We start from the raw sequence: 25,238 nt of genomic DNA on the forward strand, positions 1-25,238 counted from the left end.
TAACAACATAAAACACCAAAAATTACAGTATTTATTGCTTATATTGGAATAAAAAACTAATCAATAGCTTAAATCAGGCGTTTTGTTAATCAAACGGCAGATCAGCAAGATAGCGAAGAATGGTTCAAATTAAATTCGTGACCAGGATCTCATATCTGTAAGGAAATCTTGCAGTTCGCGATCGTTTTCACGTTTTTGCCCCGTGTTATACTAGGTGCCAACCTTTGCAACTCGGACCTGTTGATGCTCAGTCCTGCCGTAAAATCAGACATTCGCGCGTGCTACCAAACGCTACAAGATCAACTTCCCCACTTTATTCCCCGTAAAGCTCAGAACTATTTGGTGGCAGAGCTCGCGAAGACCCTAGCTGGCGATTACGAGCCTAAACGGCGACTATTAGTGGCAGAAGCAGGCACAGGGGTCGGTAAGTCGATGGCCTATCTGATGGGCGCGATCCCGTTTGCACTCAACAACAATAAAAAAGTGGTTATTTCAACCGCGACGGTGGCGTTGCAAGAACAGCTTGCCAATAAAGACATCCCGTTTTTTCATCGCATCTGCCCCAAACCGTTCGATTTTATTTTAGCCAAAGGGCGTCAACGCTATTGCTGTGCACATAAGCTCAGTGCGGTAGCGGACATGGAAAGCATTCAAGGGGCGCTATTTACCCAAAAACCCAAGCGCAGCGAGCAATTATTACTCAACGATCTCTACGCTGCGCTGAGCCGAGGTAAGTGGGATGGTGACAGAGACAGTTGGCCAAAACCCATTGCTGATCATCTTTGGCAAGCCATCGCCTCTGATAAGCACACTTGTCATGCCGGTTTGCCCGCCCACCGTGCTTGCCCGTTTGCTAAAGCACGAGAGGCGATGGATAAAGCGGATGTGGTGGTGGTGAACCACAGTTTGCTGCTCGCCGATCTCGAACTAGGCGGCGGAGTGATCTTGCCCGAGCCGGAGCAATGCCTGTATATGATTGACGAAGCTCATCACTTGCCTACTGTCGCGCGAGACTTTTCTGCCGCCAGTGCCAGCCTGTTGGGTGTGGTCAGCTGGCTGGAAAAGCTCAATCAAGCGACGACCAAGTTGGGGAATACCGCTGATATTAAGCGCGCACATCGGTTTGTGGATAGCTTGCTAGACGCGATTCAAACCTTAATCCCAGGCTTACGCGAGGTTAAACAACAGCTCAGTCAATTGCCGCTCAACGATGATGGTTGCTACCGCTTTGCTGATGGCGAGCTCCCCGATGCGCTTACCTCACCCAGTGAGCAACTCAAAAAGGCGAGTAAAAAAGCCCATCAGGCATTGGGAAAAATTCATGATTTGATCAATGAACGTCTGAAAGAAAATGACATTTCGGCCAAACTGGCTGATCCGGCGCTCGCGGAAACGGCTTTTTTCCTGCAACGGTTAGAAAATTTAGAAAAGGTGTGGACCTTGATGGCTCAACCTAATTCGGATAAAGGCGCCCCCTTGGCACGTTGGGTGCGAGCGTGTCGCGAGCGCGAAGGCGACCTTTGGATCCATGTCTCCCCCTTGGAAGTCGGTTGGCGTTTAGACCAAATGCTCTGGTCCCGTGCAGCCGGGGTTGGCCTCTTTTCTGCGACCTTACGTGCACTCAACCGGTTCAGTTATTTCTGCCGTCAAGTGGGCTTGAGCGAAACCGACGGCTCGCGTTATTTAGCCTTGCCTTCGCCATTTGATTACCCCAACAAAGCGCGCTTGGTGATCCCGACGATGCCTTGTGAACCTCAAGCAAGCGACTTTACGGATGTGCTGAGCGATAAAATACTCGAACATCTGGAAGGCGAACGCGCCTCTTTGGTGCTCTTCGCCTCCTACTGGCAAATGCAGCAAGTGACAAAAGTGATAGAAAGCACCTGCAAGCAACGGGGCTGGCAGCTGCTTTGCCAAGGGAGCCAGTCGCGTACCGGATTACTAAAGGCGCATCAGCAAGCGGTTAGCGTTGATAAAACCAGTATCATTTTTGGCACCGGCAGCTTTTCCGAAGGCCTGGACTTACCGGGCAACTTATTGACCAACCTCATTATTACTAAGATCCCTTTTGCCGTGCCCACCTCGCCGGTTGAAGAAGCGCACGCTGAATATATCGAGCGCTGTGGTGGCAACCCGTTTTTACAAATCGCGGTGCCAGAGGCGAGTAAAAAGCTTGTACAATCAGTCGGTCGTCTACTGCGCAAAGAAGAGGACTCTGGTAAAGTAGTGCTTCTTGACCGGCGCATTATCACCCGTAGATATGGCCAATCCTTACTCGACTCGCTACCTCCCTTTACACGCGTGATCGAACCTTAAACTGACGAGTTAACATGCTGGAACTGATTGACCTCTCTACTTTAGTTATTCTGGGGCTAACCGCGTTTGTCGCTGGATTTATTGATGCGGTAGCTGGAGGTGGCGGCATGCTAACTGTCCCTGCCCTATTATCACTTGGCCTGCCGCCGCATGTTGCGTTAGGCACCAATAAGTTGGCCGCGACCTTTGCGTCGAGCACCGCCGCGTTCACTTATTATAAAAAGCGCCTATTTTCTCCCTTATTTTGGCAACATGCGTTTTGGGGCACCTTAATTGGCGCCACAGCCGGCACCCTGCTGGTGGACGTTCTGAGTACCGAATGGTTAGAGAAGGCCATTCCCATTGTGGTGTTGGTCGCCGCGGTGTATACCATCTGGCATCCACACCCTAAAGGCGATAACAACCAGCTACCCGCACGTTGCCCAAAGCTGCCCATAAAACAGTGGAGTCAGGGTTTATCACTTGGCTTTTATGACGGGGTGGCAGGTCCGGGAACCGGCGCGTTTTGGACGGTTTCCACCATGTCGCTCTATCGGATGAATATTTTGCTATCCTCGGGATTAGCAAAGGCGATGAACTTTACCAGTAACTTCACCTCACTGGTGGCGTTCGCGCTGTTAGGCCATGTAAGCTGGGCACTGGGCTTAACCATGGGAGCCTGCTTAATGCTAGGGGCTTTTATTGGCGCTCACTCAGCCATCCGCTTTGGTAGCCGTTTTATTCGCCCTATTTTTATCACCGCGGTGGTTATTCTAGCGGGCAAACTCGCCGTTGATGCTTGGTTCTAACCCTCATTGAGAGAGAAAACATCATGAAAGCGCAAATCGATGCCATGGCTCAACATTTAGATCAACTCGCCGTTCAAGCCGCAGAGGTTGATCGTCGCCGAGGAGAAGCCAAGGCACCGCTATTTGCCACGCCACTTTTTCACTGCAAAGGTAAGTTATTAACGCCCTGTGTTAATGAAGCACAAGGCCTGTTAGCCGTGATGCGCCGCGATCATCAGCAAGGGGTACTAACGGATGCGCGAGCCACCCATATTTGCGAAACCTTGTTAGCACAAATCACCGCACTCCAACGTGAACTTGCCACTCAACCTTTACGTAAGCAAGAACAAGCTCGTCGTGGTCCAAGACGCCAATCTATCGGTGAGCTCTATCAAGACTTGGCCAAGCATCAAGACTGGGAGCGGCGTCTCGCCGACAAACTCCGTGATGCCAACGCCAGTGTTGAGATGGCCTCCAGTCCGGCTGTACGGCAACAGCATCAAAAGCAAGTTCTCGCGCTCGAGCAGCGTCTAGCGCGGTGCACCAAAGCCCGAGAGCGCATTGAAACCACCATTACTTACCGGGAAAAGCGATAACGTAAGGAGCGAATGTGCTACCACTGATATACCATCCCATTTACTCTGATTTCCCGCTTCCCGAGGGTCACCGTTATCCACTGCAAAAGTACCGGCTGCTGTTCGAACGATTACAAGCGCTTGCATTGCCGGTTGAGTTTTACCAGCCCACCGCCGCGCATAGAGAGATCATTGACGCGATTCATGACCCCGCCTATGTGAGTCAATTACTCGAGGGCAACTTGCCTTTGGTAAAAATGCGCCGTATTGGGTTTCCTTGGAGTAAGTCGCTAATAAAGCGCAGTTTAACCTCACTGGGTGGCACCACCTTAACGGTGGATCAGGCATTGCGCACGGGTCTGGCTATTCACCTTACCGGCGGCTACCATCACGCCCATTATGACTTTGGCAGTGGCTTTTGTTTATTTAACGACTTAATGATTGCTGCGCGTCATGCCCTCACGCAGCCGGGCATAGAGACAGTGATGATCGTCGATTGCGATGTTCACCACGGTGACGGCACCGCCGCGTTAGCCTCCTCACATCCAGATATTGTGACCTTTTCCGTCCACTGTGAGAAAAATTTCCCCTCGCGAAAGCCATCATCAACGCTTGATTTACCCCTCCCGATTGGCACCCAAGATAACGACTATCTCGATGCCTTTTTGCCTTTACTCGACCTTGCACTGGCTCAGCACCGCCCCGACATGGTGATCTATGATGCGGGTGTCGACGTGCATAAAGACGATGCGTTGGGGTATTTGTCACTTACCGCTGAGGGTATTTTTCAACGCGACACAGGCGTGTTATCACGGTGTGCCGCCCACCAGATACCTGTCGCTGCGGTCATAGGAGGAGGCTATCATGACACCCATGAGCAGCTGATCCCGTTGCACGAACAACTGATACAAGCCGCGCTCACCCACTTTCCCGACTTTTCCGCCAGCCTGGAGGCATCATGACTGACTCACATTCTTCCTCGTCAAAAGTACTCGAAGAGGCCCCCGACGACGTTAAACTCGCCGTCGATCTTATTTACTTGCTTGAAAGCCATGCGATCGAAACCGACACAGCGCTCTCCGCGATCGATATCGTTAAGCATGATTTGCTGACCAAAAAAGCGGCGTCATCCAGTGATTAAGTCACCTTTATCTACCGGTTCGGGCAAATTCGTTCGACAGTCGGTACGATGAATCGGCGGCAATATGAGGCATTGATCACATTTCGTTCAGCGCGCAAGAAAACGTTATTTAGTCAAAAAATACGGAATAATATGCGAAAGGCGTCGAGATGACTGCTTTAACATCAAGTAATTAGCGTGCAACGCATTACATTCTTGTTACAGTTTTTAGTGCTGTTATTAACACCCAGAGCCGCTCAAAAAACCAACAGAACAATAATCATCTAGTGTTTTGTCTCACAAATGTCGGTATTATCCGGCGTGCTCCACCCAGTGTATTGATGTGCTAAGACATCGCTATCACTGGTAACGGCGCACTCTGGCAACAGCCGAGCATGGATTCAAAATGCTGTTGCAGATCCAACATCGCGCGTCATAGCAAGCCAGATGTTTTGGTGCTATCGCGCGTTTCGTTGCTCACCTGCATGGACGGCAGAGATCTCACATGGACAGTGGTTGTCGACCCTCGCTCTTTCACGATGAACCTGAGTTCACGTGCTTATCGAGTTAGGCGTCTCCCAACAGACAAAACAGAGTTTAATGATGGAACAACTTAAAAATCTATTTGTGTCCATAGTCGATACAGGTAACGGCCTCCTTTGGGGCAGCGTACTCATTTATCTTTTGATTGGCTTAGGTTTGTACTTCACCGTACGATCTGGCTTTATTCAATTCCGTAACTTTGGCCACATGTTCAAACTCATGGCCAACAGCCGCGATGGCGCGTCAGGTGGTATCTCTTCTTTCCAAGCCTTTAGTACCAGTCTGGCAGCGCGCGTCGGTACCGGAAACATGGCCGGTGTGGCCGTCGCACTCTATCTGGGTGGCCCTGGTGCTATCTTCTGGATGTGGCTGACGGCATTGGTCGGCATGGCAACCAGTTTCGTCGAGTCCACCTTGGCGCAGGCGTACAAAGTTAACCACAACGATAAGACCTTTCGCGGTGGCCCGGCTTACTACATTGAGAAAGGCTTAGGTCAGCGCTGGTTAGGTATTGCGTTCGCTATTTGTCTGATTATCGCCTTTGGTCTGGCGTTTAACGGTGTCCAGTCCAACTCGATTGCTGCAGCAATGAATACCGCGTTTGGCTTTGATGCCTTAGCGGTTGGCATCGGCCTTGCCGTAGTGACCGCACCCGTGATTTTTGGCGGTATGCGTTCGGTTGCGCGTGTGGCGGAGCTGATCGTGCCGTTTATGGCACTGGCGTATTTGCTGGTTGCGCTTGTCGTGGTTGGCATGAATATCGAGCAGCTACCTGCTGTGATCTCCACCATTGTTAAAAGCGCGCTCGGGCTTGAACAAGCGGCGGGTGGTGCTATGGGTTATGCGATCGCGCAAGCGATGATGCACGGTATCAAGCGCGGTTTGTTCTCAAACGAAGCAGGTATGGGTTCAGCACCGAATGCGGCCGCTACCGCAACCACCAAGCCGAATCACCCAGCGGCGCAAGGCTATGTTCAGATGCTGGGTGTTTTTGTCGACACCATCGTTATCTGTACCGCGACAGCATCGATCATCTTAATCTCCGGTATGCTTGAGCCAAATAGCGGCCTAACGGGTATTGCGCTTACCCAAGAAGCATTGGTTAGCCAAGTGGGTGACTGGGGTGCGGCGTTTATTGCTATCGCAATCCTCTTATTCGCTTTCACCTCTATCATTGCCAACTATTCTTATGGTGAGTCAAACATCGAGTATATTTTCCGCTCGAAAAACGCGATTCTACTCTACCGTATTGCTGTGCTAGCTATGGTGTTGGTGGGATCGATTACCGACTTACCGTTAATCTGGAGCTTTGCTGACTTGTCGATGGGCATGATGGCCGTGATCAACTTGGTGGCGATTGCGCTCTTGTCGGGTGTCGCCTTCGCGCTGATGAAAGACTATGAAGACCAGCGCCGTGCGGGCAAAAACCCAACTTTTGATCGCACCAAGTTCCCGAAACTGGATAAGCAAATCGATAAAGACGTTTGGTAATCCCCTACGGGTCATACGAAAAAACCACCGAGCAATCGGTGGTTTTTTTACACTCACTTTTAAGTCTTAGACTTGCGCTGTCGCCGTTATACCAAAGTTTCTAAGGCTACACGCTCAACCAATAGCCAATGAGTAGGGCGAAAACAAGACACGCGCCCGCATAAAACCCCAACTCAATCTTACGTGCGGTCATGTCCTCAGCCTCTTCAGGCTTTAAAGTGATCCCCCAATACGCAAAGCCAATGGACGATGACAGCAATAGCACACCGAGACCGAACGCTAACCCTTCAACCGCATGGATCAATGTCATTTTTCCTCTCACTTCCGTCACTGACTTGTAGCACGTCGATTATACGCCTTATCAGTCATTACGAAAACCACCAGAGAAGGGTTCATTCGTTCTCTCGCCCCGAGATCATCCGTTTTAGAAGTGAGGCTCGCTCCCGCGGCTAGCGCCATAGTTCACTGATGGGCGTGTCCGGTGAAAAGTCATGGGCAATTTGCGCTTGCAGTAGTTCAGCCGTTGCCATCGCATCCGTCAGCGCATGGTGGCTCTGGTAAAAGGGTAAGTGATAACGATGACGACTATCGGCTAAACGAATCGACTCGGGCGGGCGACGGGCAATCCAATCCATAAAGCTGCGTTTACCGTTTCTATGTTTGCGCGCTTCTAATTCCATGGTATCGACCATTGGGAAAATGATCCCCTCGCCTAGGCGCTGTTTGATCGCACGGTCCAGAAACTCCCGCTCAATACGGCGATAATGAACCACGACTACTGAGCCGGCCAGCGCGCTCAGTAAAGGTTCAATCACATGCGAAAAGTCAGGGGCATTCACGATATCTGAGTGGGTGATCCCATGAATGACAATCGACGACTCTGCCAACGGCCGGTTAGGGTTAACAATCCAGTGTTGCGCATGCTGACAACGAATGCGATTCAGGGTAAAGGGCACCAAACCAATACTGACAATCGCATCTTGCTGGCTATCAAGCCCTGTGGTTTCAAAGTCTAACGCCACAAAAGACACCTGGGAGACAGGCGTATCAGGCGATACCCAGCCTTGCTGATAAAACGCTTGCAACGTCTCATGCTGGACCGTCTCACGTTTGGTTTCCAGCATGGCACGCCAATCCACGTGGTCGGCATCCTCTTTTTTTCTCAAATCGAAATGAAGCATACCCTCCCCTTAAGACCGATTCGGCTGATAGCGGAATTTCAAGAACTTCTGCGCGTTACTTAAGATCTGAAATGCATCTTTTAAGTTTCGACGTTCAAAGTCAGATAGGTTCTCTGGCTCGATGTTGTTGTCCGGCTCGCGACCCGCTTCGATGTCTAACGCTTGATGACGAATGCGCACCATAGAGATAAATTCCATTGCATCGCGTAAGTCTGGGCCTCGACCTTTAGGCAAGATCCCCGACTCGATAATATCGTCCAAACGCTCAAAGGAGTTTTGCGAGCGTGAATCGATCGCCAATGAATGTACCCGAATCAGATCGGCCAAAGGTGCCGTGCCACGACGTTTTAAGTTAATGGAATTGTTATGACGCCCGTCTTGCTCCATGACAAAGTCTTTGAAAAAGCCCAGTGGCGGTGTGCGATTGAGCGCATTGCGTGCCATCGCCGCCAAGAAGCGGTTGTTGCGGCGCGCACGACGACCAATAAAGGCTTTAAGTTGCTCTGCCCAGTTGGTGCGACCATGGACGCCATCAAGGTCAAAAAAGATATTGCTATCAAGTAGCGATCGCGGACTGGGATTATCAATCCAATCAGCAAAGCATTGCTCCCACTCTTTCAGCGTTTTTCGCCACTCAGGGTTAGTCGCCATAATATTGCCGGTGCAATACGTATACCCACACGCATTCAATCCATCAGAGACACGTTTAGACAAGGCTTCAAAATACGCATTGTGCTGACTGTGATCATAACTATCGTCCAAAATAATGGCGTTATCTTGGTCAGTAACAATTAACTGCTCGTCACGTGCCATTGACCCCATGGCCAAAAAGCAATACGGCACTGGCGGCTCACCGAGCTCTTCCTCAGCAAGCTCAAGCAAGCGCTGTTTGAAACTACGGCCAATCACCGACAACGCGGAGCCTATCATGTGCGAGTTCGCGTCTTCGTTGACCATACGGACAAAGCAATCTTTCACTTGTTTAGACAAGATGACCAAATCATCCACAGATTGTTGGCGGAAGATACTCGCCACCAAGAACAAACTGTTTTGCGACTCATAGCGCGCGATATCAGACAGTGCGACCACACCAATCGGCTTACCGTGTTGAATCACGGGCACATGATGAAGGTTTGAGCGCAAGATGGTCAGCATTGCCTCAAAGATATACGCATTGTGGTCAAGCGTGATCAGCTGTGGTGACATGATTTCTTGCACTGGCGTCTCATAAGGCAACCCTTCCGCTAAGACGCGATTACGTAAGTCACGATCCGTTATGATCCCCAGTACCGGCTTTATACCAGTATCAGGATCTGGCTCATCGCCCATCACCAGAATAGAAGAGACTGTCTCTTGTGACATGACCTGAGCAGCGTGCTGAACCGAGTCTGTACTGGATATCATTACCGGGTCACGGATAATCAGTTTTTTCACTTTTGAGGTGGTCAAATCATTGGCTTCGTTGTGACTCGATACCGCTTGGCGCAATCGGGTTCTGTCCTCTACCTCAACAAAATCAGCAAAGTGCTCAAAGTCATCAAAGAGCCGGTTGAACATCGCCTCTGGGATAAAATAGACCAAGGTATCCTCGATCGCTTTGGCGGGCATCCGGACGCGGTTGTTCATCAAAAGGCCCATCTGACCAAAGATATCGCCTTCTGAAATACGGTTATACAAGGTTCCATTCCGGCGAAAGAGCTCGACCGCGCCACTGCGCAGGATGGCTAAATCGTGAATTTCATCACCGTAAGCAAAAATATCGGTGCCTGCACGGTAGTAACTGATTTCAATACTGGTTGCTACCTCAGCCACCACCTCTTCCGGCATTGCGTCAAAAGGGGCGTACTGGGCAAGAAATGTCGCGATTTCAATTTGTTCAGCTTCCATAATGCTCACCTAAACCTGCATTTTATTGAAGGGCTCCCCTTTGGGGCATCCGTTCTTTCGCCAGCGGCACAGCTCAAGCGCTGGCCGGGTAATAAAAAAGGCAGCCCCGAAGGCCTGCCTTTCCTATCTTAGCTAACAATCAAACAGTTAGCACACCTGTTTATTTCGCGCGTGGCTCAGAGGCCAAGCCTTTAAACAAGGAGACAGTCGCTACCAGGAGCACCACGGCGAATGGGAAGCCGGTGGAGACAGCCATCGCTTGCAACGCCACCAAGCCGCCGCCAAGGATCAGCGCCACCGCCACTAAACCTTCAAAAGTGGCCCAGAACACCCGTTGTGATACGGGTACATCCATTTTTCCGCCCGCCGAGATGGTATCAAGCACCAAAGAGCCTGAGTCGGATGACGTGACGAAGAAGACAATGACAAGAATAATACCAATGAACGAGGTGATCGTCGCAAGTGGCAGGCCTTCAAGCATCGCAAACAACGTCAGAGACAGCTCGGCATCGACAACGGCGGTGTATCCGTCGTTGACAAACTGGTCAATCGCCGTGCCCCCGAATGACGTCATCCAAAGCACACTGGCCGCCGATGGGATCAACAACACACAGGTAATGAACTCGCGTACCGTTCGACCCCGAGATACGCGCGCGATAAACATCCCGACAAATGGTGACCAAGAGATCCACCACGCCCAATAGAAGGATGTCCAACCTTGGGTAAAGTTGGCGTCATCTCGCCCAAATGGCATCGCCAGTGCTGGCAAATTTTCTAAATAGGCGCCGAGATTACCGAAGAAACCGGTCAGAATTGCGAGCGTCGGGCCAACCGCAATCACAAACAGCAACAACAAGAACGCAAGGATAAGATTAAGCTCAGATAGGCGCTTCACCCCTTTATCGACGCCAGCGACAACGGAGAAAATCGCCATCGCGGTGATCACCACCACCAAGATGATCTCGGTCGTTGCGCCTAACGGCGTATCGAACAAGTAATGTAAACCACCGGACGCTTGTGAGGCACCAATACCGAGCGAGGTGGCAAGGCCAAAGAGCGTCGCCACAATAGCTAAGATATCAATCACATGACCGGTCCAGCCCCAAACGCGCTCACCAAACAAGGGATAGAACACCGAGCGGATAGTCAGCGGCAACCCTTTATTGTAAGCAAACAGTGCAAGACCAAGCGCCAGCACCGCATAGATGGCCCAAGGGTGCAGTCCCCAGTGGAAAATGGTCGCGGACATACCTAAACGACGTGCCGCGTCTGTATCCCCCGCGGCACCGCCTAACGGGGCCCAGTCAGTCCGGATACCATTAGCATTTGTCGACGTGCCATCGAGCGCGGTTTGAAAATGCGTCAACGGCTCTGACACGCCATAGAACATAAGACCAATGCCCATACCCGCGGCGAAAAGCATCGCGAACCAGCCACCATAGCCAAAGTCCGGCTTGGCTTCTGTGCCACCCAGCCGCACTTTTCCTAACGGCGAGACAATCAGTATTAAGCAAGCAATGACGAAAACATTGCCTGTCGAGAGGAAAAACCAATCGAGATTTGCAGTCAGCCAAGCACGTAAATCGCCAAAAATCGGCCCCATTTTATCTTGAAAGGCCAAGGTCACAAAGACAAAGGCCATAATCGCCAGCCCTGAGACCATAAATACACGGTTGTGAATATCAAAACCAAACGGGCCGACTTTCAAAGCGACGTTATCCTGACCCACTTGGTAGTCAGTGTCGATCGGGTTCACCTGACCGTCTGGTGTCATCATATCTTCATGGCTTTTATCGCTCACGCGTTAACTCCTTAGTCCGTCGATTCACAAGCCTCTCTGTGTTGCTGAACACTGCCGAAGGTTGCTTGGTATTTAAGCGTGATAAAAACACCAAAAAGGGTGGCAATGACAACACGGTCAGCAACAATACCATAGAGCGAACGCGCTTTAATTAGGCCCCTAACCGCTTGGTCACTTTGTCATCAAGGTTGTTACACACATACCTTGCCAGCACAGCTTATTTACAACGAAGCAGATCCTTTGAACTCATTCTTTAACAGTTATAACGATTGGATAAAGGTGCTCGCTTTTGGCGCAATCAGGGAAGAAAAACACAATAGGTAGGGAAAACGTAACCAATAAAAAAAGCAGCCCACTTGGGGCTGCTTATAAAACCTTAACGCGACGTTAAGTGTTTGGCTTAAGAAGCACGAGGCTCTGAGGCCAAACCTTTAAACAGTGACACGGTAGCAACCAGCAACACAATCGTGAATGGGAAGCCTGTCGACACCGCCATTGCTTGCAGGGCGACCAAGCCACCGCCAAGGATCAGCGCAACGGCCACCAAGCCCTCGAAAGAGGCCCAGAATACACGCTGTGGCACAGGAACATTCACTTTACCGCCGGCAGAAATGGTGTCGATAACCAATGACCCTGAGTCAGACGAGGTGATAAAGAACACCATGACCAGGATAATGCCGATAAACGAGGTGATCGCTGCTAGTGGCAGATCATCTAACATCGCAAACAGTTTCAGTGACAGCTCTGCGTCCACAACGGCTGTGTAGCCTTCATTGACGAACTGACCAATTGCGGTGCCACCAAAGGCAGTCATCCACAATACACAGGCTGCTGATGGGATGATCAACACACAAGTGATGAATTCACGCACGGTACGGCCACGCGATACGCGCGCAATAAACATACCGACGAATGGGGACCAAGAAATCCACCATGCCCAGTAGAAGGATGTCCACCCTTGCGTAAAGTTGGCATCTTCACGGCCAAATGGCATTGACAGCGCAGGCAAGTTTTGTAGATACGCGCCCAAGTTACCAAAGAAACCGGTCAGGATAGCGATGGTTGGACCCACTGCAATCACAAAGATGAGCAGCAATAGCGCAAGCATCATGTTGATTTCAGATAGGCGCTTGACCCCTTTATCAACACCAGCCACAACCGAAAGAATCGCGGCGCCTGTGATGCCCATTACCAGCAACACTTCTGTGGTATCACCTAGCGGTGTATCAAACAGATAGTGAAGACCCGCTGATGCCTGTGAGGCACCCAAGCCAAGCGATGTTGCAAGACCAAACAAGGTCGCGATGATTGCCAAAATGTCAATCACGTGGCCCGTCCAGCCCCAAACACGTTCACCGAACAGTGGGTAGAACACAGAACGCATGGTCAAAGGCAAGCCTTTGTTGTACGCAAACAGTGCCAGGCCTAACGCCAATACCGCGTAAATCGCCCATGGGTGTAAGCCCCAGTGGAAAATCGTGGCAGACATACCCAAGCGGCGCGCCGCCTCTGTATCACCGGCTGCCGCACCCAAAGGCGCCCAGTCAGTGCGAAGACCATCAGCGCCCACGGATGTCCCGCCTAACGCCGTTTGGAAATGCGTCAGTGGCTCTGAAACCCCGTAGAACATCAGACCAATACCCATACCGGCTGCGAAAAGCATCGCAAACCAGCCGCCGTAGCTGTAATCGGGCTTAGCTTCGGTACCACCGAGTCTCACTTTACCCAGTGGAGACGCAATCAGCACTAGACAGGCAATAACAAAAATGTTTCCTGCTGAAAGGAAGAACCAGTCTAGGTTTGAAGTTAGCCATCCACGTAGATCCCCAAAAACAGGACCAATTTGGTTTTGAAAGGCCAGGGTGACAAAAATGAAGGCCAAAATAGCCAGCCCTGAGACCATAAATACTCGGTTGTGAATATCAAAACCAAACGGGCCGAGTTTCAGTGCCACGTTATCCTGACCGACCTGATAATCAGTATCGATCGGGTTAACCTTCCCGTCTGGTGTCATCATATCTTCATGGCTTTTATCGCTCACGAGTTAACTCCTTAGTCCGTTTATTCGGAAGCCTGTGAGTGTTGGTGGTGCGCCCATTATTCATTGCTGTTCAAGCCATCTTTACCAGCAATAAAAGACCAGCTGTCACCACACAATCAACTACATTACCACATCTGAGAAAAAATTTAATTAGGCCCCTAACCAAATGTTTACTTTCTAACCAAGCGCCCAACAYTAACTTCCCTCCATGCCCCGATTTTACTGGCTTTCCCGGTTATTTGAACTCTTTATTTCAGAACAATAAACAATTTGGTTAATAGCGTTTTAGAACGCCTAACACCCTTTTAAAATCATAGTCGTATTTTCCACCATTGCTAAGCAAACATAACGATCGTGAAATTCATCACGCTTGGGCAACTCGCTTGCTCATATCAAAGACGCCATTGATGAAAAAAAATGCAAACACAAAACACACAAAGTGACACTTGTCACATAATAAAAACCACGTACAATACCGCCGCAATCGTTTTCCATCTCAAGTTTAACGTTTGCGGAGCAACATCATGCAGTTTGGCATTGGCCTGTTGGGGATTAGCGTCCTCTTTCTTATCGCGATGGGTTTTTCTGAAAATCGATCCGCGATTAACTGGCGCACCGTTGGCGGTGCATTCCTCATACAAATCGTCTTTGCTGGCTTTATCATCTCGGTTCCCCTTGGCCAGCGTATTTTGGCCAACGCGTCTGACACCGTCTCTGCGATCATCAGCTTTGGTGACATAGGCGCAGAGTTCCTCTTTGGCGATCTCGCTAAATTCAAACTCGGTTTTATATTCGCCTTTAATGTATTGCCCACCATCGTTTTTTTCTCTGCACTGATCGCTGTGCTGTACCACATTGGGGTCATGACATGGGTCATTAGCCTGATTGGTGGACTACTACGACGTGTACTCGGCACGTCGCGTACAGAATCAATGTCTGCCACCGCCAATATTTTTGTTGGCTCTGTTGAAGCGCCGCTGGTTGTTCGGCCTTTTCTTGCTGCCATGACACGCTCAGAGCTGTTTGCTGTCATGGTGGGTGGGCTCGCCTCAGTGGCTGGCGGCACCATGGTAGGCTATGCAGGGCTCGGTGTGGAAATGAAGTACCTTATTGCGGCGGCGTTTATGTCGGCACCGGCAGGACTCATGATGGCCAAGATCATCGTGCCACAAACCGAAACACCGATGACCCCGATGCAACATCAATCAGTGCAAGACACACAGGACAAACCAGTGAACCTGATTGATGCCGGCACGCAAGGCGCCTTAAGTGGCTTACAAATCGCCATGGCAGTGGGTGCCAGTTTATTGGCCGTGATCAGTATGATTGCGCTCATCAATGGTGGGTTAGGTAAGCTTGGTCCTCTTTTGAACCTGCCTCAGCTGAGCCTTGAATGGCTGTTTGGCTACCTGTTCGCGCCGGTGGCTTGGTTAATTGGCATTCCTTGGCATGAAGCCATGACCGCAGGCACCTTGATTGGTAAAAAAATCGCGGTGAACGAGTTTGTTGCTTTTGCCGATTTTATGAACTTAAAAGGCCAATTATCCGCCCACAGTCAAGCTATCGTGACGTTTGCGCTGTGTGGTTTTGCCAACTTGACCTCCATTGCCATGCTGATGGGAGGCCTAGGCGGCATCGTACCCGAACGCCGGGGCGATATTGCGACACTCGGTATGCGTGCCATTCTCGCGGCGACACTCGCCAACCTGATGAGTGCGACCCTGGCAGGTCTCTACCTTTCCTTGTGATTCCCCTAGCGTATTCGCTCACGGCCACTCACGCTGTTTCTCACCATGGACGGTGAGTAAACAAAAATGGACTCGAAAACCGCACTGGCACTCTGTTACACTTAGTTAACTTCACGTAAAGAGATGTAATAACATGCGATACCCATGGGTTTTATTCGATGCCGACGAGACCTTGTTTCACTTTGATGCGTTCTCCGGCTTACAACGTCTGTTCTCGCATTACGATGTCGATTTTGAACAGCAGGCGTTTGCCGAATACTCCGCACGCAATAAACCACTGTGGGTACAGTATCAAAATGGGGAAATTGATGCCCAGACTCTACAGACCGAACGCTTTACGGACTGGGGAAAGCGCTTAAACGTCGCCCCATCTTCCTTAAACCAAGGGTTTTTAGATGCCATGGCAGACATCTGTGAACCATTGCCAGGGGCTCGGGAACTCATCAACGCCATTTCCCCGCATGCTCATATTGGTATCATCACCAACGGGTTTACGGCTTTACAAGATATTCGTTTAGAAAAAACAGGATTGAAGGCGGCGATCTCTACGTTAGTCATTTCTGAGCAGGTCGGTGTCGCTAAGCCTGACCCACGTATCTTTGAACATGCGTTTGAAAAAATGGGGCATCCGCCTAAAGAGAAAATCTTGATGGTGGGTGATAACCCACATTCTGACGTTCTCGGTGGCATGCAAGCCGGCATCGATACGTGTTGGCTAAATGTTGATAATACCCCAGTCCCTGAAGATATTGCGCCGACACACCAAGTTGACTCTCTACATCAATTAAAAAATTGGCTACTGCCAACCTAAACAGTGACAAAAAAAAGAGAGCAAACATGCTCTCTTTTTATCGGCACCGCCATTGTTAACGGCGGCTTGAACTCAATCGCGCGTCTTTTAGCTGTGGTCGCCTTTGATGAATGCGGCTTGCTCTGCGCGCTCACCTTGATCGGTGCTAGCCACAAAGTTGATTGAGCGGCTGTTTTGGTTCTGAGCGTGGATAAATACACGACCAGACTCATCCGTTACCTTCGCATCAAGACCCGATTCATTGGCGACTTTAGCGCCTTTTACCGCTTGGCCTTGTTCAGTGACCGTTACCCAAGCGCCCCCTTCTGCAGGGTCTACATCGAGGTTCAGACCACCAGCCATTACAGACGTTGAAGCGAACGTTAGGGCAAAGATTGCAGCAAGTTTTTTCATGGTTTGTTTCCTCTTTCGTAATGGGTTGACAGCTATTAAACGCAAATTGTGCCGGTGATTTGTCACCTCAATGTCTCCATTTCTAAAAATCTGTCTCCAGAGACTCATCAAGGCGCAATCACGGTTCGACATTGTCATTGCGCTATTGCCGTGGAACGAGAATGAGATTACGCCTGACAGACCGTGACGACAATCACAATAATATGAATAACTCGTTCGAAAAATTTCACAAGACGGCGGCGGTTATTAGGCGTAGAAAAGAGGAAGATGGAGAATATTCTCCTTACCAGTGATCGACTTCGCTTCCGTCCTCGTTTTCACCCTTGCAACAAGTTGATACTTCCCAAGTCGTCACCAAGGGTTGTAATAAGGCAACTTATTGGGTGGGGAAACGAACGTAAAAGGGAGAATAATGATGTTAACACGCACGATCACGAAATTAGCCATCACTGCGACATTGCTGGTTGGGATGGGAAGCGCCGTCGCTGCCCACCACAAAGGTGAGCATGACATTGTTGATACAGCAATGAAAAATGACGACTTTTCAACATTGGTGGCAGCCGTTAAAGCCGCGGACCTTGTTGATACATTGAAAGGAGAGGGCCCGTTTACCGTCTTTGCCCCCACGAACGCGGCTTTCGATAAGTTACCTGACGGCACGGTGGACACCCTACTCAAGCCAGAAAACAAAGACAAACTCACCGAGATCCTGACCTACCACGTCGTCCCTGGAAAAGTAACGGCAGAGCAAGTGATGGGAATGTCTTCCGCGACCACAGTGCAAGGCAGTGACGTGATGATCAAAACATCGTACGGGGATGTCAAAATCGATAACGCTACCGTCGTCAAGCCCGATATCATGACCTCCAACGGCGTTATTCATGTGATTGATACCGTGATAATGCCCTAGTACTTTGTCCGTCTCGCTCAACAAGGTCGCTCGTGAGGCGATATGAGTGAGGCACCAAGCCTCGGTACACACATAGATACGTAAAAAAAACAGCCTGCTCTTGGAGCAGGCTGTTTTATTCATCTGTCTATAGACAAATCATACACCGAATGTCACGCCGCTTTATCAGTGCACTTTTGTTGAAACTTACCTAACAGCGCGTGGTAGAAGTCATGGTCAGATAAGGTACCAACCAGTTTCCCTTCTTCGATGAGTAACACCGGCTTAACAGTGTGATAGCGAATTTCAATCGCATCACGCATTTCGATGTCAGGCGAGGCAACCACAATGGTGTCGTCTCCAACTTGTGACAGATCTTGAACGTCTTTTTCCCATTCAACGACTCGTAAGGGCTGTGAGCCTGCAGCGGCTGACAAGCGACCGCCCTGCTCTGCGGTGACCCAAATATCACGCTGCTCACACACTTTCCAACGGTTGTCGACATGAGGTAAGTCGTCAACAGATTTCATCATCGAACGCCCTTTCAACACGTTCAATGGATTAGTATGAGCAACAAAGTCACGCACGTAATCCGTCTCAGGACGCAGCACAATGTCTTCAGGCTTACCATGTTGAATAAGCTGGCCTGATTCCATAATGGCAATGTTATTACCAATTTTCAGGGCTTCGTCCAAATCATGGCTCACAAACAAAATCGTTTTGTTGAGCTTTTTCTGCAACTCTAGCAACTCATCTTGTAGCTGCGCACGGATCAGTGGATCCAGTGCCGAGAAAGGTTCATCCATCAGTAGAATATCACTGTCCATCGCGAACGCACGGGCCAAGCCAACGCGCTGCTGCATACCACCAGACAGCTCATGCGGATATTGATAAGCCCAGTCGTCCAACCCGACCATTTCTAGCTTTTCCAGCGCTTGTCGACGACGCTCTTTCTTGCTGATACCTTTCATTTCTAGGCCAAAGGCGACGTTATCAACCACTGTCATCCAAGGCATAAGTGCAAACTTTTGAAACACCATAGATGCACGGTTAGTACGAAGGTGGCGAAGCGTTTGCGAGTCAACTGTTGCCATGTCGACCATTCTGTTGCCATCACGGACTTCAAGGCTACCGCGGCTGATGGGGTTCAATCCGTTCACGGCGCGCAGTAGGCTCGATTTACCTGAGCCTGATAAACCCATCAAGACACAGATTTCACCTTCTTTCACATTGAGTGAGACATTGTCCACGCCCACGACTTGACCGGTCTTCTCGATAATCTCTGAGCGGCTTAATCCGTCATCAAGCAGATCCAGTGCTGGCTTAACATTGTCGCCAAACACCACGTCTAAATTTTTAATTGCGATTGCGTCCATGGTTTCCCCCTTATTCGTTGCCTTGATTTGGTGCTTTACACAGGCGGTCAAGAATGATGGCTACCAATACAATCGCCAGACCCGCTTCAAAACCCTGAGAAATGTTGACGGTATTCAGTGCACGAACCACTGGTTTACCGAGGCCGTCAGCACCTACCAGCGCCGCGATCACCACCATCGACAGTGACAACATAATGCACTGAGTCACACCCGTCATAATGCTAGGCAGTGCCGCAGGAAGCTCCACTTTAAAAAGTAGTTTCATACGGTTAGCACCAAATGCGCGTCCTGCCTCTACCAACTCTTCCGGTACACGGGTAATGCCGAGATACGTCAAACGAATCGGCGCCGCAATAGCAAAAATGATGGTTGAAATCAGACCCGGGACAATCCCCAAGCCGAACAGCACCAAGGTTGGGATCAAGTACACAAACGGCGGTACCGTCTGCATCAAGTCCAATAAGGGCCGCATAATGGTGTACACCAAGGGCCGATGCGCGGCCATTATCCCAAGCGGTATGCCAATTAATACGGAAATCGTTGTCGCGGCAAATACCAGAACAAAGGTTTCCAGCATCTCTTGCCAGTAGCCCAGGTTGAGGATCAACAAGAGCGCACTCACAACAAAGATCACGATGGAAATTCGACGCTGCAGGTACCATGCTAAGGCGGCTGTCATAATGATCGGCCCTGCCGCTGGCATCCATTTAAAAATGTCGACTAATAGTGTGATGGTCGTATCTAAGCCAATTGAGATCGCATCAAAAAAGCCGGCGGCGTTCATGGTTAGCCAGTCAACACCATTTTCCATCCATTGGCCGAGTGGGATCTTGTTATCTGTAATAATATTCACAATAAAACCTTAGGGGCGGCGTTAACACCGCCCTCTCCTTCTACACTTTTTTTATTTACGCTTCAGTCTTTTTCAGGTACTCAGTGACCGCTTCAACCGCGTTCTCACCATCAACGGTGGTCACACCGTCCAGCCACTTGTTCAGCACACTTGGGTTATTACGCAACCACTCGCGTGCCGCGGCCTGAGGCTTCTCTCCGTCATTAAGGATTTTGCCCATCATTTCGTTTTCCATCTTGAGGCTGAACTCAAGTTGCTCAAGCATTTGACCGACGTTCGCACACTGCTCGACATAGCCGCTACGTACGTTGGTATGAACCGTGGCACCGCCATAGTTAGGACCAAAGTACTCGTCCGCACCAGATAGGTATTTCATATCAAAGTTGCTGTTCATTGGGTGCGGGGCCCAACCGAGGAAGGCAACCCACTTGTCACGACGAACGGCACGAGACACCTGAGACACCATGCCAGCTTCACTGGATTCGATAAGACGGAAGTCACCCAAGTTGAAATCATCGGTATCGATCATTTTCTGGATCTGGCGGTTACCGTCGTTACCTGGCTCAATGCCATAAATGCGTGAGTCGAACTTGTCAGCGTATTTCGCGATATCTGCGACGCTAGTAACACCGGCATCGTAAACATACTTAGGCACGGCGAGGGTATATTTGGCACCTGTCAGGTTGGCGCGAACGCTGTCGATCGAGCCTTCGTCAAGATACTTTTTGATATCGCCTGTTTGCGTARGCATCCAGTTACCGAGGAATACGTCGATGTCGCCCGACGCAAGTGATGAGAAGGTTACCGGCAAAGACAATAGATCGGTTTGTGTCTCGTAACCCATGCCTTTCAGCACTTCAGTAGTGATGGCAGTCGTTGAGGTCACGTCTGTCCAACCGATATCCGAAAAGCGGACTGTCTCACACTGATTAGCGGCGGCGCTAAAAGCGACCATTGAGCTCAAACCGACTGCGGTCATCAGAGTTTTGCTGGTTTTACGTTTATTCATTGACATCTTAGTTTCCTTGTAATGCTTACTGATTAGTTTCTAGTGTGTGCTCACCAACGGTGGCATCATCACTCTGCGCGTTTTGATTGCGTTGCTTGTGCTGCCACTCAGCCGCAATCCATACTGGCACCTGCTCGGCAGGCAAGAGTGGCTTTTCAAGGATCATGTCAGCGGCGCGCTCCGCTACCATGATGGTTGGGGCATTTAGGTTGCCGTTAGGGATCGTCGGGAAGACAGACGAGTCCACCACCCGCAACCCTTGAATTCCACGCACACGGCACTGCTCATCAAGCACAGCCAATGCGTCATCGTCGGCGCCCATTTTGCAAGTACACGAGGGGTGATACGCGCTTTCCACGTTGTCTTTCACCCAACGGTCAATCGCTTCATCAGACTGAACATCATTGCCCGGCTGAATTTCATCGCCGCGGAAGGTATCCATCGCGTTTTGCGCCATGATTTCACGGGTCAAACGGATGGTATCGCGCCAGTCTTGGCGATCTTGCTCGGTGGTAATGTAGTTAAATAAGATTGACGGCTTATCGTGCGGATCGGCTGATTTGATCCGAACGTGGCCGCGGCTCTCTGGTTTGTTCGGGCCGACGTGTACCTGAAAACCATGGCCATCAAACGCGGCTTTGCCGTCATAGCGCATCGCTGCAGGCAAGAAATGATACTGAACGTTCGGCCACTTCAATCCTTCACGAGAGCGAATAAAAGCGCATGACTCAAAGTGGTTGGTGGCCCCCAGCCCCTTACGGGTTAAGATCCACTCAGTACCAATCATGCCTTTGCTGATAAGGCCCAGCTTGCTATTAAGCGTAATAGGCTGTTTGCAGTGGAACTGGAAGTAGACCTCGAGGTGATCTTGCAGGTTTTCACCCACACCCGGCAGTTCATGCTTAACGTCTACGCCAGCTTTCTCAAGCACATCACGTGAACCAATCCCTGATAACTGCAGCAGCTGTGGCGATCCCACTGAACCCGCACTCGAAATGACTTCTTTGTCGGCCATCACATGCTCGATGTTGCCGCCTTTTTCAAATTCCACACCTACCGCGCGCTTGCCTTCCAACAAGATGCGGCGGGTAACCACACCTTTTTTCAAGGTCAGGTTGCTGCGCTTCAGTGCGCGGCGCAGATAAGCGTTCGACGTTGAGGCACGTACGCCCTTATCGACGGTCATGTGCATAGGGCCAAAGCCCTCTTGCTGATAACCGTTGTAATCGTTGGTTTCGGGATAGCCTGCTTCGACACCCGCATCAATAAAGGCTTGATACAGCGGGTTGAGCTTCATGTCGTTACCGTTACATGTGCCCACAGGCCCCTGACCGCCACGGTAAGTATCGGCACCGCCAGACCAGGTTTCTGCGCGCTTAAAGTACGGCAAACAGCTCGCGTAATCCCAACCGTTAGCACCGTGCTCAACCCACTCTTCAAAGTCACAAGCGTGACCGCGGACATACACCATGCCATTAATCGATGAGCTTCCACCCAGCACTTTGCCACGTGGACAATGCAGTTGGCGGCCGTCAAGGCCTGGCTCAGGCAAAGATTCAAACTGCCACGCGTAGCGTTTGGTATTCATCGGGATCGATAGCGCCGTTGGCATCTGAATAAAAATGCTCTTATCGGTACCACCGGCTTCCAGCAATAACACTTGATGTTGGCCTGACTCGGTCAGCCGATCAGCCAATGCACAGCCGGCCGAACCCGCGCCGACGATAATATAATCGTAGCGTTGTGACATATTGGTCGCTCCGTTAGAAATTAGGCGTAAGGGCTGGCGAAGTCGCCAAGCTCGATCAACACACTCTTGGTTTGGGTATAATGCGTGAGGGTTTCGACACCATTTTCACGCCCTACCCCTGAATGCTTATAGCCACCGACAGGCATTTCAGCCGGCGAATCGCCCCAGGTGTTGACCCAGCAAATACCCGCTTCGAGTTGATGAATAATGCGATGTGCACGCGATAGGTTTTGGGTGAAGACACCAGCCGCCAGGCCATAGTGAGTATTGTTGGCACGTGCTACCACTTCTTCCTCGTCAGAGAAACGCAGCACCGACATCACAGGACCAAAGATCTCGTCACGGACATGCGCCATACTGTCATCACAGTCAGTAAAGATGGTTGGGGCAACAAAGTTCCCCTTGTCGAGACCATTCTCAGTCACGCGATACCCCCCAGAGAGCAAGGTCGCGCCGCTTTGTTTTGCGGTCTCGATAGCCGTCATCACTTTCTCAAGGTGATCGGTTGAGATCAGCGCACCAATTTGCGTGTTCATGTCGGTTGGGTCACCGATAACAAGCTTTTCAGTACGATGTTTAAGCTGTTCAATAAAGCGGTCATAGATGCTGTCATGAACAAACACACGTGTACCGTGCGTACACACTTCACCCTGGGTGTAGAAGTTTGCCACCATTGCTGCGGATACCGCGTTGTCCAGGTCGGCATCATCAAACACGATACATGGCGATTTACCGCCTAGTTCCATCGTGACTGATTTCAGGGTCTTCGCGGCGTCACCCATCACGGTTTTGCCCGTGCCCACTTCACCGGTAAACGATACTTTGGCAATCTCAGGATGTGCCGTCAGCATTTGACCCACACGATAATCACCCTGCACCACATTAAAGACACCGGCAGGCATACCCGCTTCTGCAAATATCTCTGCCAGTTTCAGTGCGGTCAGCGGTGTTTCTTCCGAGGGTTTGAAAACCATGGCGTTACCCGCGGCTAAGGCAGGTGCTGACTTCCACATGGCAATTTGAATCGGATAGTTCCATGCACCAATGCCTGCACACACACCCAGTGGCTCACGGCGGGTGTAGAAGAATTGGTTGTCAGAAAGCGGTTGCTGCTCACCTTGCATTGATGGTACCAAGTTAGCAAAGTACTCAATCGCATCCGCGCCCGTCACCACGTCAACCTCTACCGCTTCTTGCATCGGTTTGCCGGTGTCTAGTACTTCCAGCTTGGCTAGCTCATCATTACGCTCACGTAACAACGCAACGGCTTTAAGCAAAATACGGCTACGCTCCATGGCCGTCATACGTGACCAAACCGCAAAACCTTGCTTAGCGGCATCCACCGCAGCTTGCACATCGTCTGCCGAGGCTTGGCCAATTTGCGCCAGTGTCTCGCCCGTTGCTGGGTTTACCGTTGCAAACTGCTCACCGCTTGTTGCGGAGGTAAGCTGACCGTTAATAAAAAGCGTTTTCGCATCCATGATTAATCCTGAATTCTTTTCTGTTCGAGTGTGCATGTAAGGCTCTGTTGAGGCTTAGCTCTGAGGACGACCATAAAAGGTCAGTTGCTTATCCAAATAGTCATTGATAATGGTGCGTGCGTTGTTGGCATCAATACCTTTAGGGTTCAATGCACCACGCAACCAGATACCATCAATCAATGCGGCAATCCCCTGAGCAACCATCGCAGCCTGCTCTTCTGGCAATAGTGCGCGAAGTTCAATGCGCAAATGTGACAGCAAGCGCTTCTCGTTCACGCGTTGTAAACGATGTAACTCGTTGTCATGCATGGCATAAGACCAGAACGCCAACCAGGTTTTAACCACATCAGATTTGGCCTGAAAACCTTCAAAGTTGGCATTAATAATCGCGTTAATACGCGCCTGGTGGTGATGACGCGGAATTTCTTTTAATGCGCCGATCACAGTGGCTGAAAGCTCGCGCAATACCACGCGCATCGTTTCTTCCAGCAAGCCATGCTTACCACCGAAGTAGTGGTTGATAATGCCTGTCGATACGCCGGCTTCCTTACTAATCAGAGAAATACTTGCCGCATGTAGCCCCACTCGACCAATCACCGTCATGGTGGCTCTAACAAGTTGCGGTTTTCGTACTTCCGGCATCCCTACCTTAGGCATTTCGTCTCCCATTCGTTTTTAATTGAACGATTAGTTAAAGATAATCTTACACGCTAATCTTTAGATCTCAAACATTATTTTTAACCAATTTGCTACGCCCACCCCCACCAAAAAACAGCTAGATAAAGACAAAACAATGATTTAGGTCAATTTTACCCTGACTGATTCCAGACCTAATATTTTGTGCTGATAGCACTATTTGTGAGCAAATCGTGTAAAAAACCGCCTTACCAAACCCTAAATACTGGCTTTAATAAGGGGCATAAAGAAGAAAAACGCTTCATTGTCTCGACGACCGAGACGTGCCGCCCACATAGCAATAAAAAGATAACAGCAAAATGCGGCACATTAGAGGAACATAGCTACTAATTAGCCACAAGTGACAGTTAGACACGGATCGTCACAATAAGATAAAGAGAGGAAAGCGTCGTACTAAACGGACGACAAATAAATGAGATGTAATGGTTAACCCCCTAAATGTTTAGGGTGACAAGTTTTATGACGTCGCAGCGTGATGCATGAAGCGATAACAGGCAACCTTGACATCGC

Annotated in this window: 21 protein-coding genes; 9 read left to right on the forward strand and 12 right to left on the reverse strand. The window is 50.2% G+C overall.

Annotated elements, in window-relative coordinates; genetic code table 11:
- Positions 1 to 243 precede the first annotated feature (243 nt).
- From dinG to BZG20_RS06705, 6 genes are all read left to right on the forward strand, one after another.
- A complete protein-coding gene (dinG, locus tag BZG20_RS06680; RefSeq protein ID WP_077578634.1) occupies positions 244 to 2,316 on the forward strand; it encodes an ATP-dependent DNA helicase DinG in 2,073 nt (690 codons plus the stop codon).
- A gap of 17 nt (positions 2,317 to 2,333) precedes the next feature.
- Positions 2,334 to 3,104 (forward strand): TSUP family transporter, encoded by a 771-nt coding sequence (locus tag BZG20_RS06685; RefSeq protein ID WP_046073848.1) that lies wholly within the window; start codon positions 2,334 to 2,336, stop codon positions 3,102 to 3,104.
- 23 nt (positions 3,105 to 3,127) lie between these two features.
- Positions 3,128 to 3,679, forward strand: a complete 552-nt coding sequence (locus tag BZG20_RS06690) for a primosomal replication protein (protein ID WP_046073589.1) — start codon at positions 3,128 to 3,130, stop codon at positions 3,677 to 3,679.
- A 14-nt stretch (positions 3,680 to 3,693) separates the two neighbouring features.
- Positions 3,694 to 4,620: a histone deacetylase gene (locus tag BZG20_RS06695; RefSeq protein WP_077578510.1), complete on the forward strand. Its 927-nt coding sequence runs from the start codon at positions 3,694 to 3,696 to the stop codon at positions 4,618 to 4,620.
- Positions 4,617 to 4,799 carry a DUF2496 domain-containing protein gene (locus BZG20_RS06700; RefSeq protein WP_077578511.1) on the forward strand — a complete coding sequence of 61 codons (183 nt, stop codon included), beginning with the start codon at positions 4,617 to 4,619 and terminating at the stop codon, positions 4,797 to 4,799. The genes BZG20_RS06695 and BZG20_RS06700 overlap by 4 nt, the downstream gene beginning before the upstream one ends.
- A gap of 582 nt (positions 4,800 to 5,381) precedes the next feature.
- Positions 5,382 to 6,812 carry an alanine/glycine:cation symporter family protein gene (locus BZG20_RS06705; RefSeq protein WP_077578512.1) on the forward strand — a complete coding sequence of 477 codons (1,431 nt, stop codon included), beginning with the start codon at positions 5,382 to 5,384 and terminating at the stop codon, positions 6,810 to 6,812.
- A 106-nt stretch (positions 6,813 to 6,918) separates the two neighbouring features.
- Here the strand turns inward: BZG20_RS06705 and BZG20_RS06710 are convergent, their stop codons facing one another.
- The 5 genes from BZG20_RS06710 to BZG20_RS06730 form a co-directional block, all read right to left on the reverse strand.
- On the reverse strand, positions 6,919 to 7,122 hold the full coding sequence (locus BZG20_RS06710) for a hypothetical protein (RefSeq protein ID WP_046073593.1): 204 nt from the start codon (positions 7,120 to 7,122) through the stop codon (positions 6,919 to 6,921).
- Positions 7,123 to 7,261: 139 nt separating this feature from the next.
- Entirely contained in the window at positions 7,262 to 7,993 is a 732-nt protein-coding gene (locus BZG20_RS06715) for a 3'-5' exonuclease (RefSeq protein ID WP_077578513.1), read from the reverse strand.
- A 9-nt stretch (positions 7,994 to 8,002) separates the two neighbouring features.
- On the reverse strand, positions 8,003 to 9,880 hold the full coding sequence (locus tag BZG20_RS06720; RefSeq protein WP_046073595.1) for a DUF294 nucleotidyltransferase-like domain-containing protein: 1,878 nt from the start codon (positions 9,878 to 9,880) through the stop codon (positions 8,003 to 8,005).
- A gap of 160 nt (positions 9,881 to 10,040) precedes the next feature.
- Positions 10,041 to 11,657 (reverse strand): BCCT family transporter, encoded by a 1,617-nt coding sequence (locus tag BZG20_RS06725; RefSeq protein ID WP_198531467.1) that lies wholly within the window; start codon positions 11,655 to 11,657, stop codon positions 10,041 to 10,043.
- A gap of 424 nt (positions 11,658 to 12,081) precedes the next feature.
- On the reverse strand, positions 12,082 to 13,698 hold the full coding sequence (locus BZG20_RS06730) for a BCCT family transporter (RefSeq protein ID WP_198531468.1): 1,617 nt from the start codon (positions 13,696 to 13,698) through the stop codon (positions 12,082 to 12,084).
- 548 nt (positions 13,699 to 14,246) lie between these two features.
- On the opposite strand from BZG20_RS06730, the gene BZG20_RS06735 reads away from it, so the two are divergent.
- Positions 14,247 to 15,470, forward strand: coding sequence for a NupC/NupG family nucleoside CNT transporter (locus BZG20_RS06735; RefSeq protein ID WP_077578516.1), 1,224 nt, complete (start codon positions 14,247 to 14,249; stop codon positions 15,468 to 15,470).
- Between the two features lie 133 nt (positions 15,471 to 15,603).
- Complete coding sequence (gene yjjG / locus BZG20_RS06740; RefSeq protein WP_077578517.1) at positions 15,604 to 16,281, forward strand: pyrimidine 5'-nucleotidase; 678 nt, start codon at positions 15,604 to 15,606, stop codon at positions 16,279 to 16,281.
- Between the two features lie 87 nt (positions 16,282 to 16,368).
- Here the strand turns inward: yjjG and BZG20_RS06745 are convergent, their stop codons facing one another.
- Positions 16,369 to 16,674: a hypothetical protein gene (locus BZG20_RS06745; protein WP_077578518.1), complete on the reverse strand. Its 306-nt coding sequence runs from the start codon at positions 16,672 to 16,674 to the stop codon at positions 16,369 to 16,371.
- Positions 16,675 to 17,143: 469 nt separating this feature from the next.
- On the opposite strand from BZG20_RS06745, the gene BZG20_RS06750 reads away from it, so the two are divergent.
- Positions 17,144 to 17,584, forward strand: a complete 441-nt coding sequence (locus BZG20_RS06750; RefSeq protein ID WP_227486498.1) for a fasciclin domain-containing protein — start codon at positions 17,144 to 17,146, stop codon at positions 17,582 to 17,584.
- A 152-nt stretch (positions 17,585 to 17,736) separates the two neighbouring features.
- On the opposite strand, the gene choV is transcribed toward BZG20_RS06750, so the two are convergent.
- Genes choV through betI form a run of 6 tightly spaced genes read right to left on the reverse strand, consistent with a single transcriptional unit; the run spans position 17,737 to position 24,689 of the window.
- On the reverse strand, positions 17,737 to 18,939 hold the full coding sequence (gene choV, locus BZG20_RS06755; protein WP_046073602.1) for a choline ABC transporter ATP-binding protein: 1,203 nt from the start codon (positions 18,937 to 18,939) through the stop codon (positions 17,737 to 17,739).
- Between the two features lie 10 nt (positions 18,940 to 18,949).
- A complete protein-coding gene (gene choW, locus BZG20_RS06760) occupies positions 18,950 to 19,792 on the reverse strand; it encodes a choline ABC transporter permease subunit (RefSeq protein WP_046073603.1) in 843 nt (280 codons plus the stop codon).
- Positions 19,793 to 19,847: 55 nt separating this feature from the next.
- The gene (locus tag BZG20_RS06765; RefSeq protein ID WP_077578520.1) at positions 19,848 to 20,807 is read right to left on the reverse strand and encodes a choline ABC transporter substrate-binding protein; all 960 of its coding nucleotides are present in this window, start codon (positions 20,805 to 20,807) and stop codon (positions 19,848 to 19,850) included.
- 19 nt (positions 20,808 to 20,826) lie between these two features.
- On the reverse strand, positions 20,827 to 22,551 hold the full coding sequence (gene betA / locus BZG20_RS06770; RefSeq protein WP_046073605.1) for a choline dehydrogenase: 1,725 nt from the start codon (positions 22,549 to 22,551) through the stop codon (positions 20,827 to 20,829).
- Positions 22,552 to 22,571: 20 nt separating this feature from the next.
- Positions 22,572 to 24,032: a betaine-aldehyde dehydrogenase gene (betB, locus tag BZG20_RS06775; RefSeq protein ID WP_077578521.1), complete on the reverse strand. Its 1,461-nt coding sequence runs from the start codon at positions 24,030 to 24,032 to the stop codon at positions 22,572 to 22,574.
- A 54-nt stretch (positions 24,033 to 24,086) separates the two neighbouring features.
- Positions 24,087 to 24,689 (reverse strand): transcriptional regulator BetI, encoded by a 603-nt coding sequence (gene betI, locus BZG20_RS06780; protein ID WP_046073607.1) that lies wholly within the window; start codon positions 24,687 to 24,689, stop codon positions 24,087 to 24,089.
- Between the last annotated feature and the right edge of the window lie 549 nt (positions 24,690 to 25,238).

This window comes from Salinivibrio sp. IB868, from assembly GCF_001995655.1.
In the GTDB taxonomy this organism is placed as follows: Bacteria; Pseudomonadota; Gammaproteobacteria; order Enterobacterales; family Vibrionaceae; genus Salinivibrio; species Salinivibrio siamensis.

Excerpts from the sequence above, each read along its gene's own strand:
- betI (WP_046073607.1), bottom strand. The coding sequence starts at position 24,689 with ATGCCTAAGGTAGGGATGCCGGAAGTACGAAAACCGCAACTTGTTAGA.
- betB (WP_077578521.1), bottom strand. The coding sequence starts at position 24,032 with ATGGATGCGAAAACGCTTTTTATTAACGGTCAGCTTACCTCCGCAACA.
- BZG20_RS06710 (WP_046073593.1), bottom strand. The coding sequence starts at position 7,122 with ATGACATTGATCCATGCGGTTGAAGGGTTAGCGTTCGGTCTCGGTGTG.
- BZG20_RS06720 (WP_046073595.1), bottom strand. The coding sequence starts at position 9,880 with ATGGAAGCTGAACAAATTGAAATCGCGACATTTCTTGCCCAGTACGCC.
- BZG20_RS06735 (WP_077578516.1), top strand. The coding sequence starts at position 14,247 with ATGCAGTTTGGCATTGGCCTGTTGGGGATTAGCGTCCTCTTTCTTATC.
- BZG20_RS06745 (WP_077578518.1), bottom strand. The coding sequence starts at position 16,674 with ATGAAAAAACTTGCTGCAATCTTTGCCCTAACGTTCGCTTCAACGTCT.
- BZG20_RS06715 (WP_077578513.1), bottom strand. The coding sequence starts at position 7,993 with ATGCTTCATTTCGATTTGAGAAAAAAAGAGGATGCCGACCACGTGGAT.
- BZG20_RS06725 (WP_198531467.1), bottom strand. The coding sequence starts at position 11,657 with ATGATGACACCAGACGGTCAGGTGAACCCGATCGACACTGACTACCAA.
- BZG20_RS06750 (WP_227486498.1), top strand. The coding sequence starts at position 17,144 with ATGGGAAGCGCCGTCGCTGCCCACCACAAAGGTGAGCATGACATTGTT.
- dinG (WP_077578634.1), top strand. The coding sequence starts at position 244 with ATGCTCAGTCCTGCCGTAAAATCAGACATTCGCGCGTGCTACCAAACG.
- BZG20_RS06705 (WP_077578512.1), top strand. The coding sequence starts at position 5,382 with ATGGAACAACTTAAAAATCTATTTGTGTCCATAGTCGATACAGGTAAC.
- BZG20_RS06690 (WP_046073589.1), top strand. The coding sequence starts at position 3,128 with ATGAAAGCGCAAATCGATGCCATGGCTCAACATTTAGATCAACTCGCC.
- choV (WP_046073602.1), bottom strand. The coding sequence starts at position 18,939 with ATGGACGCAATCGCAATTAAAAATTTAGACGTGGTGTTTGGCGACAAT.
- betA (WP_046073605.1), bottom strand. The coding sequence starts at position 22,551 with ATGTCACAACGCTACGATTATATTATCGTCGGCGCGGGTTCGGCCGGC.
- yjjG (WP_077578517.1), top strand. The coding sequence starts at position 15,604 with ATGCGATACCCATGGGTTTTATTCGATGCCGACGAGACCTTGTTTCAC.
- BZG20_RS06730 (WP_198531468.1), bottom strand. The coding sequence starts at position 13,698 with ATGATGACACCAGACGGGAAGGTTAACCCGATCGATACTGATTATCAG.
- BZG20_RS06700 (WP_077578511.1), top strand. The coding sequence starts at position 4,617 with ATGACTGACTCACATTCTTCCTCGTCAAAAGTACTCGAAGAGGCCCCC.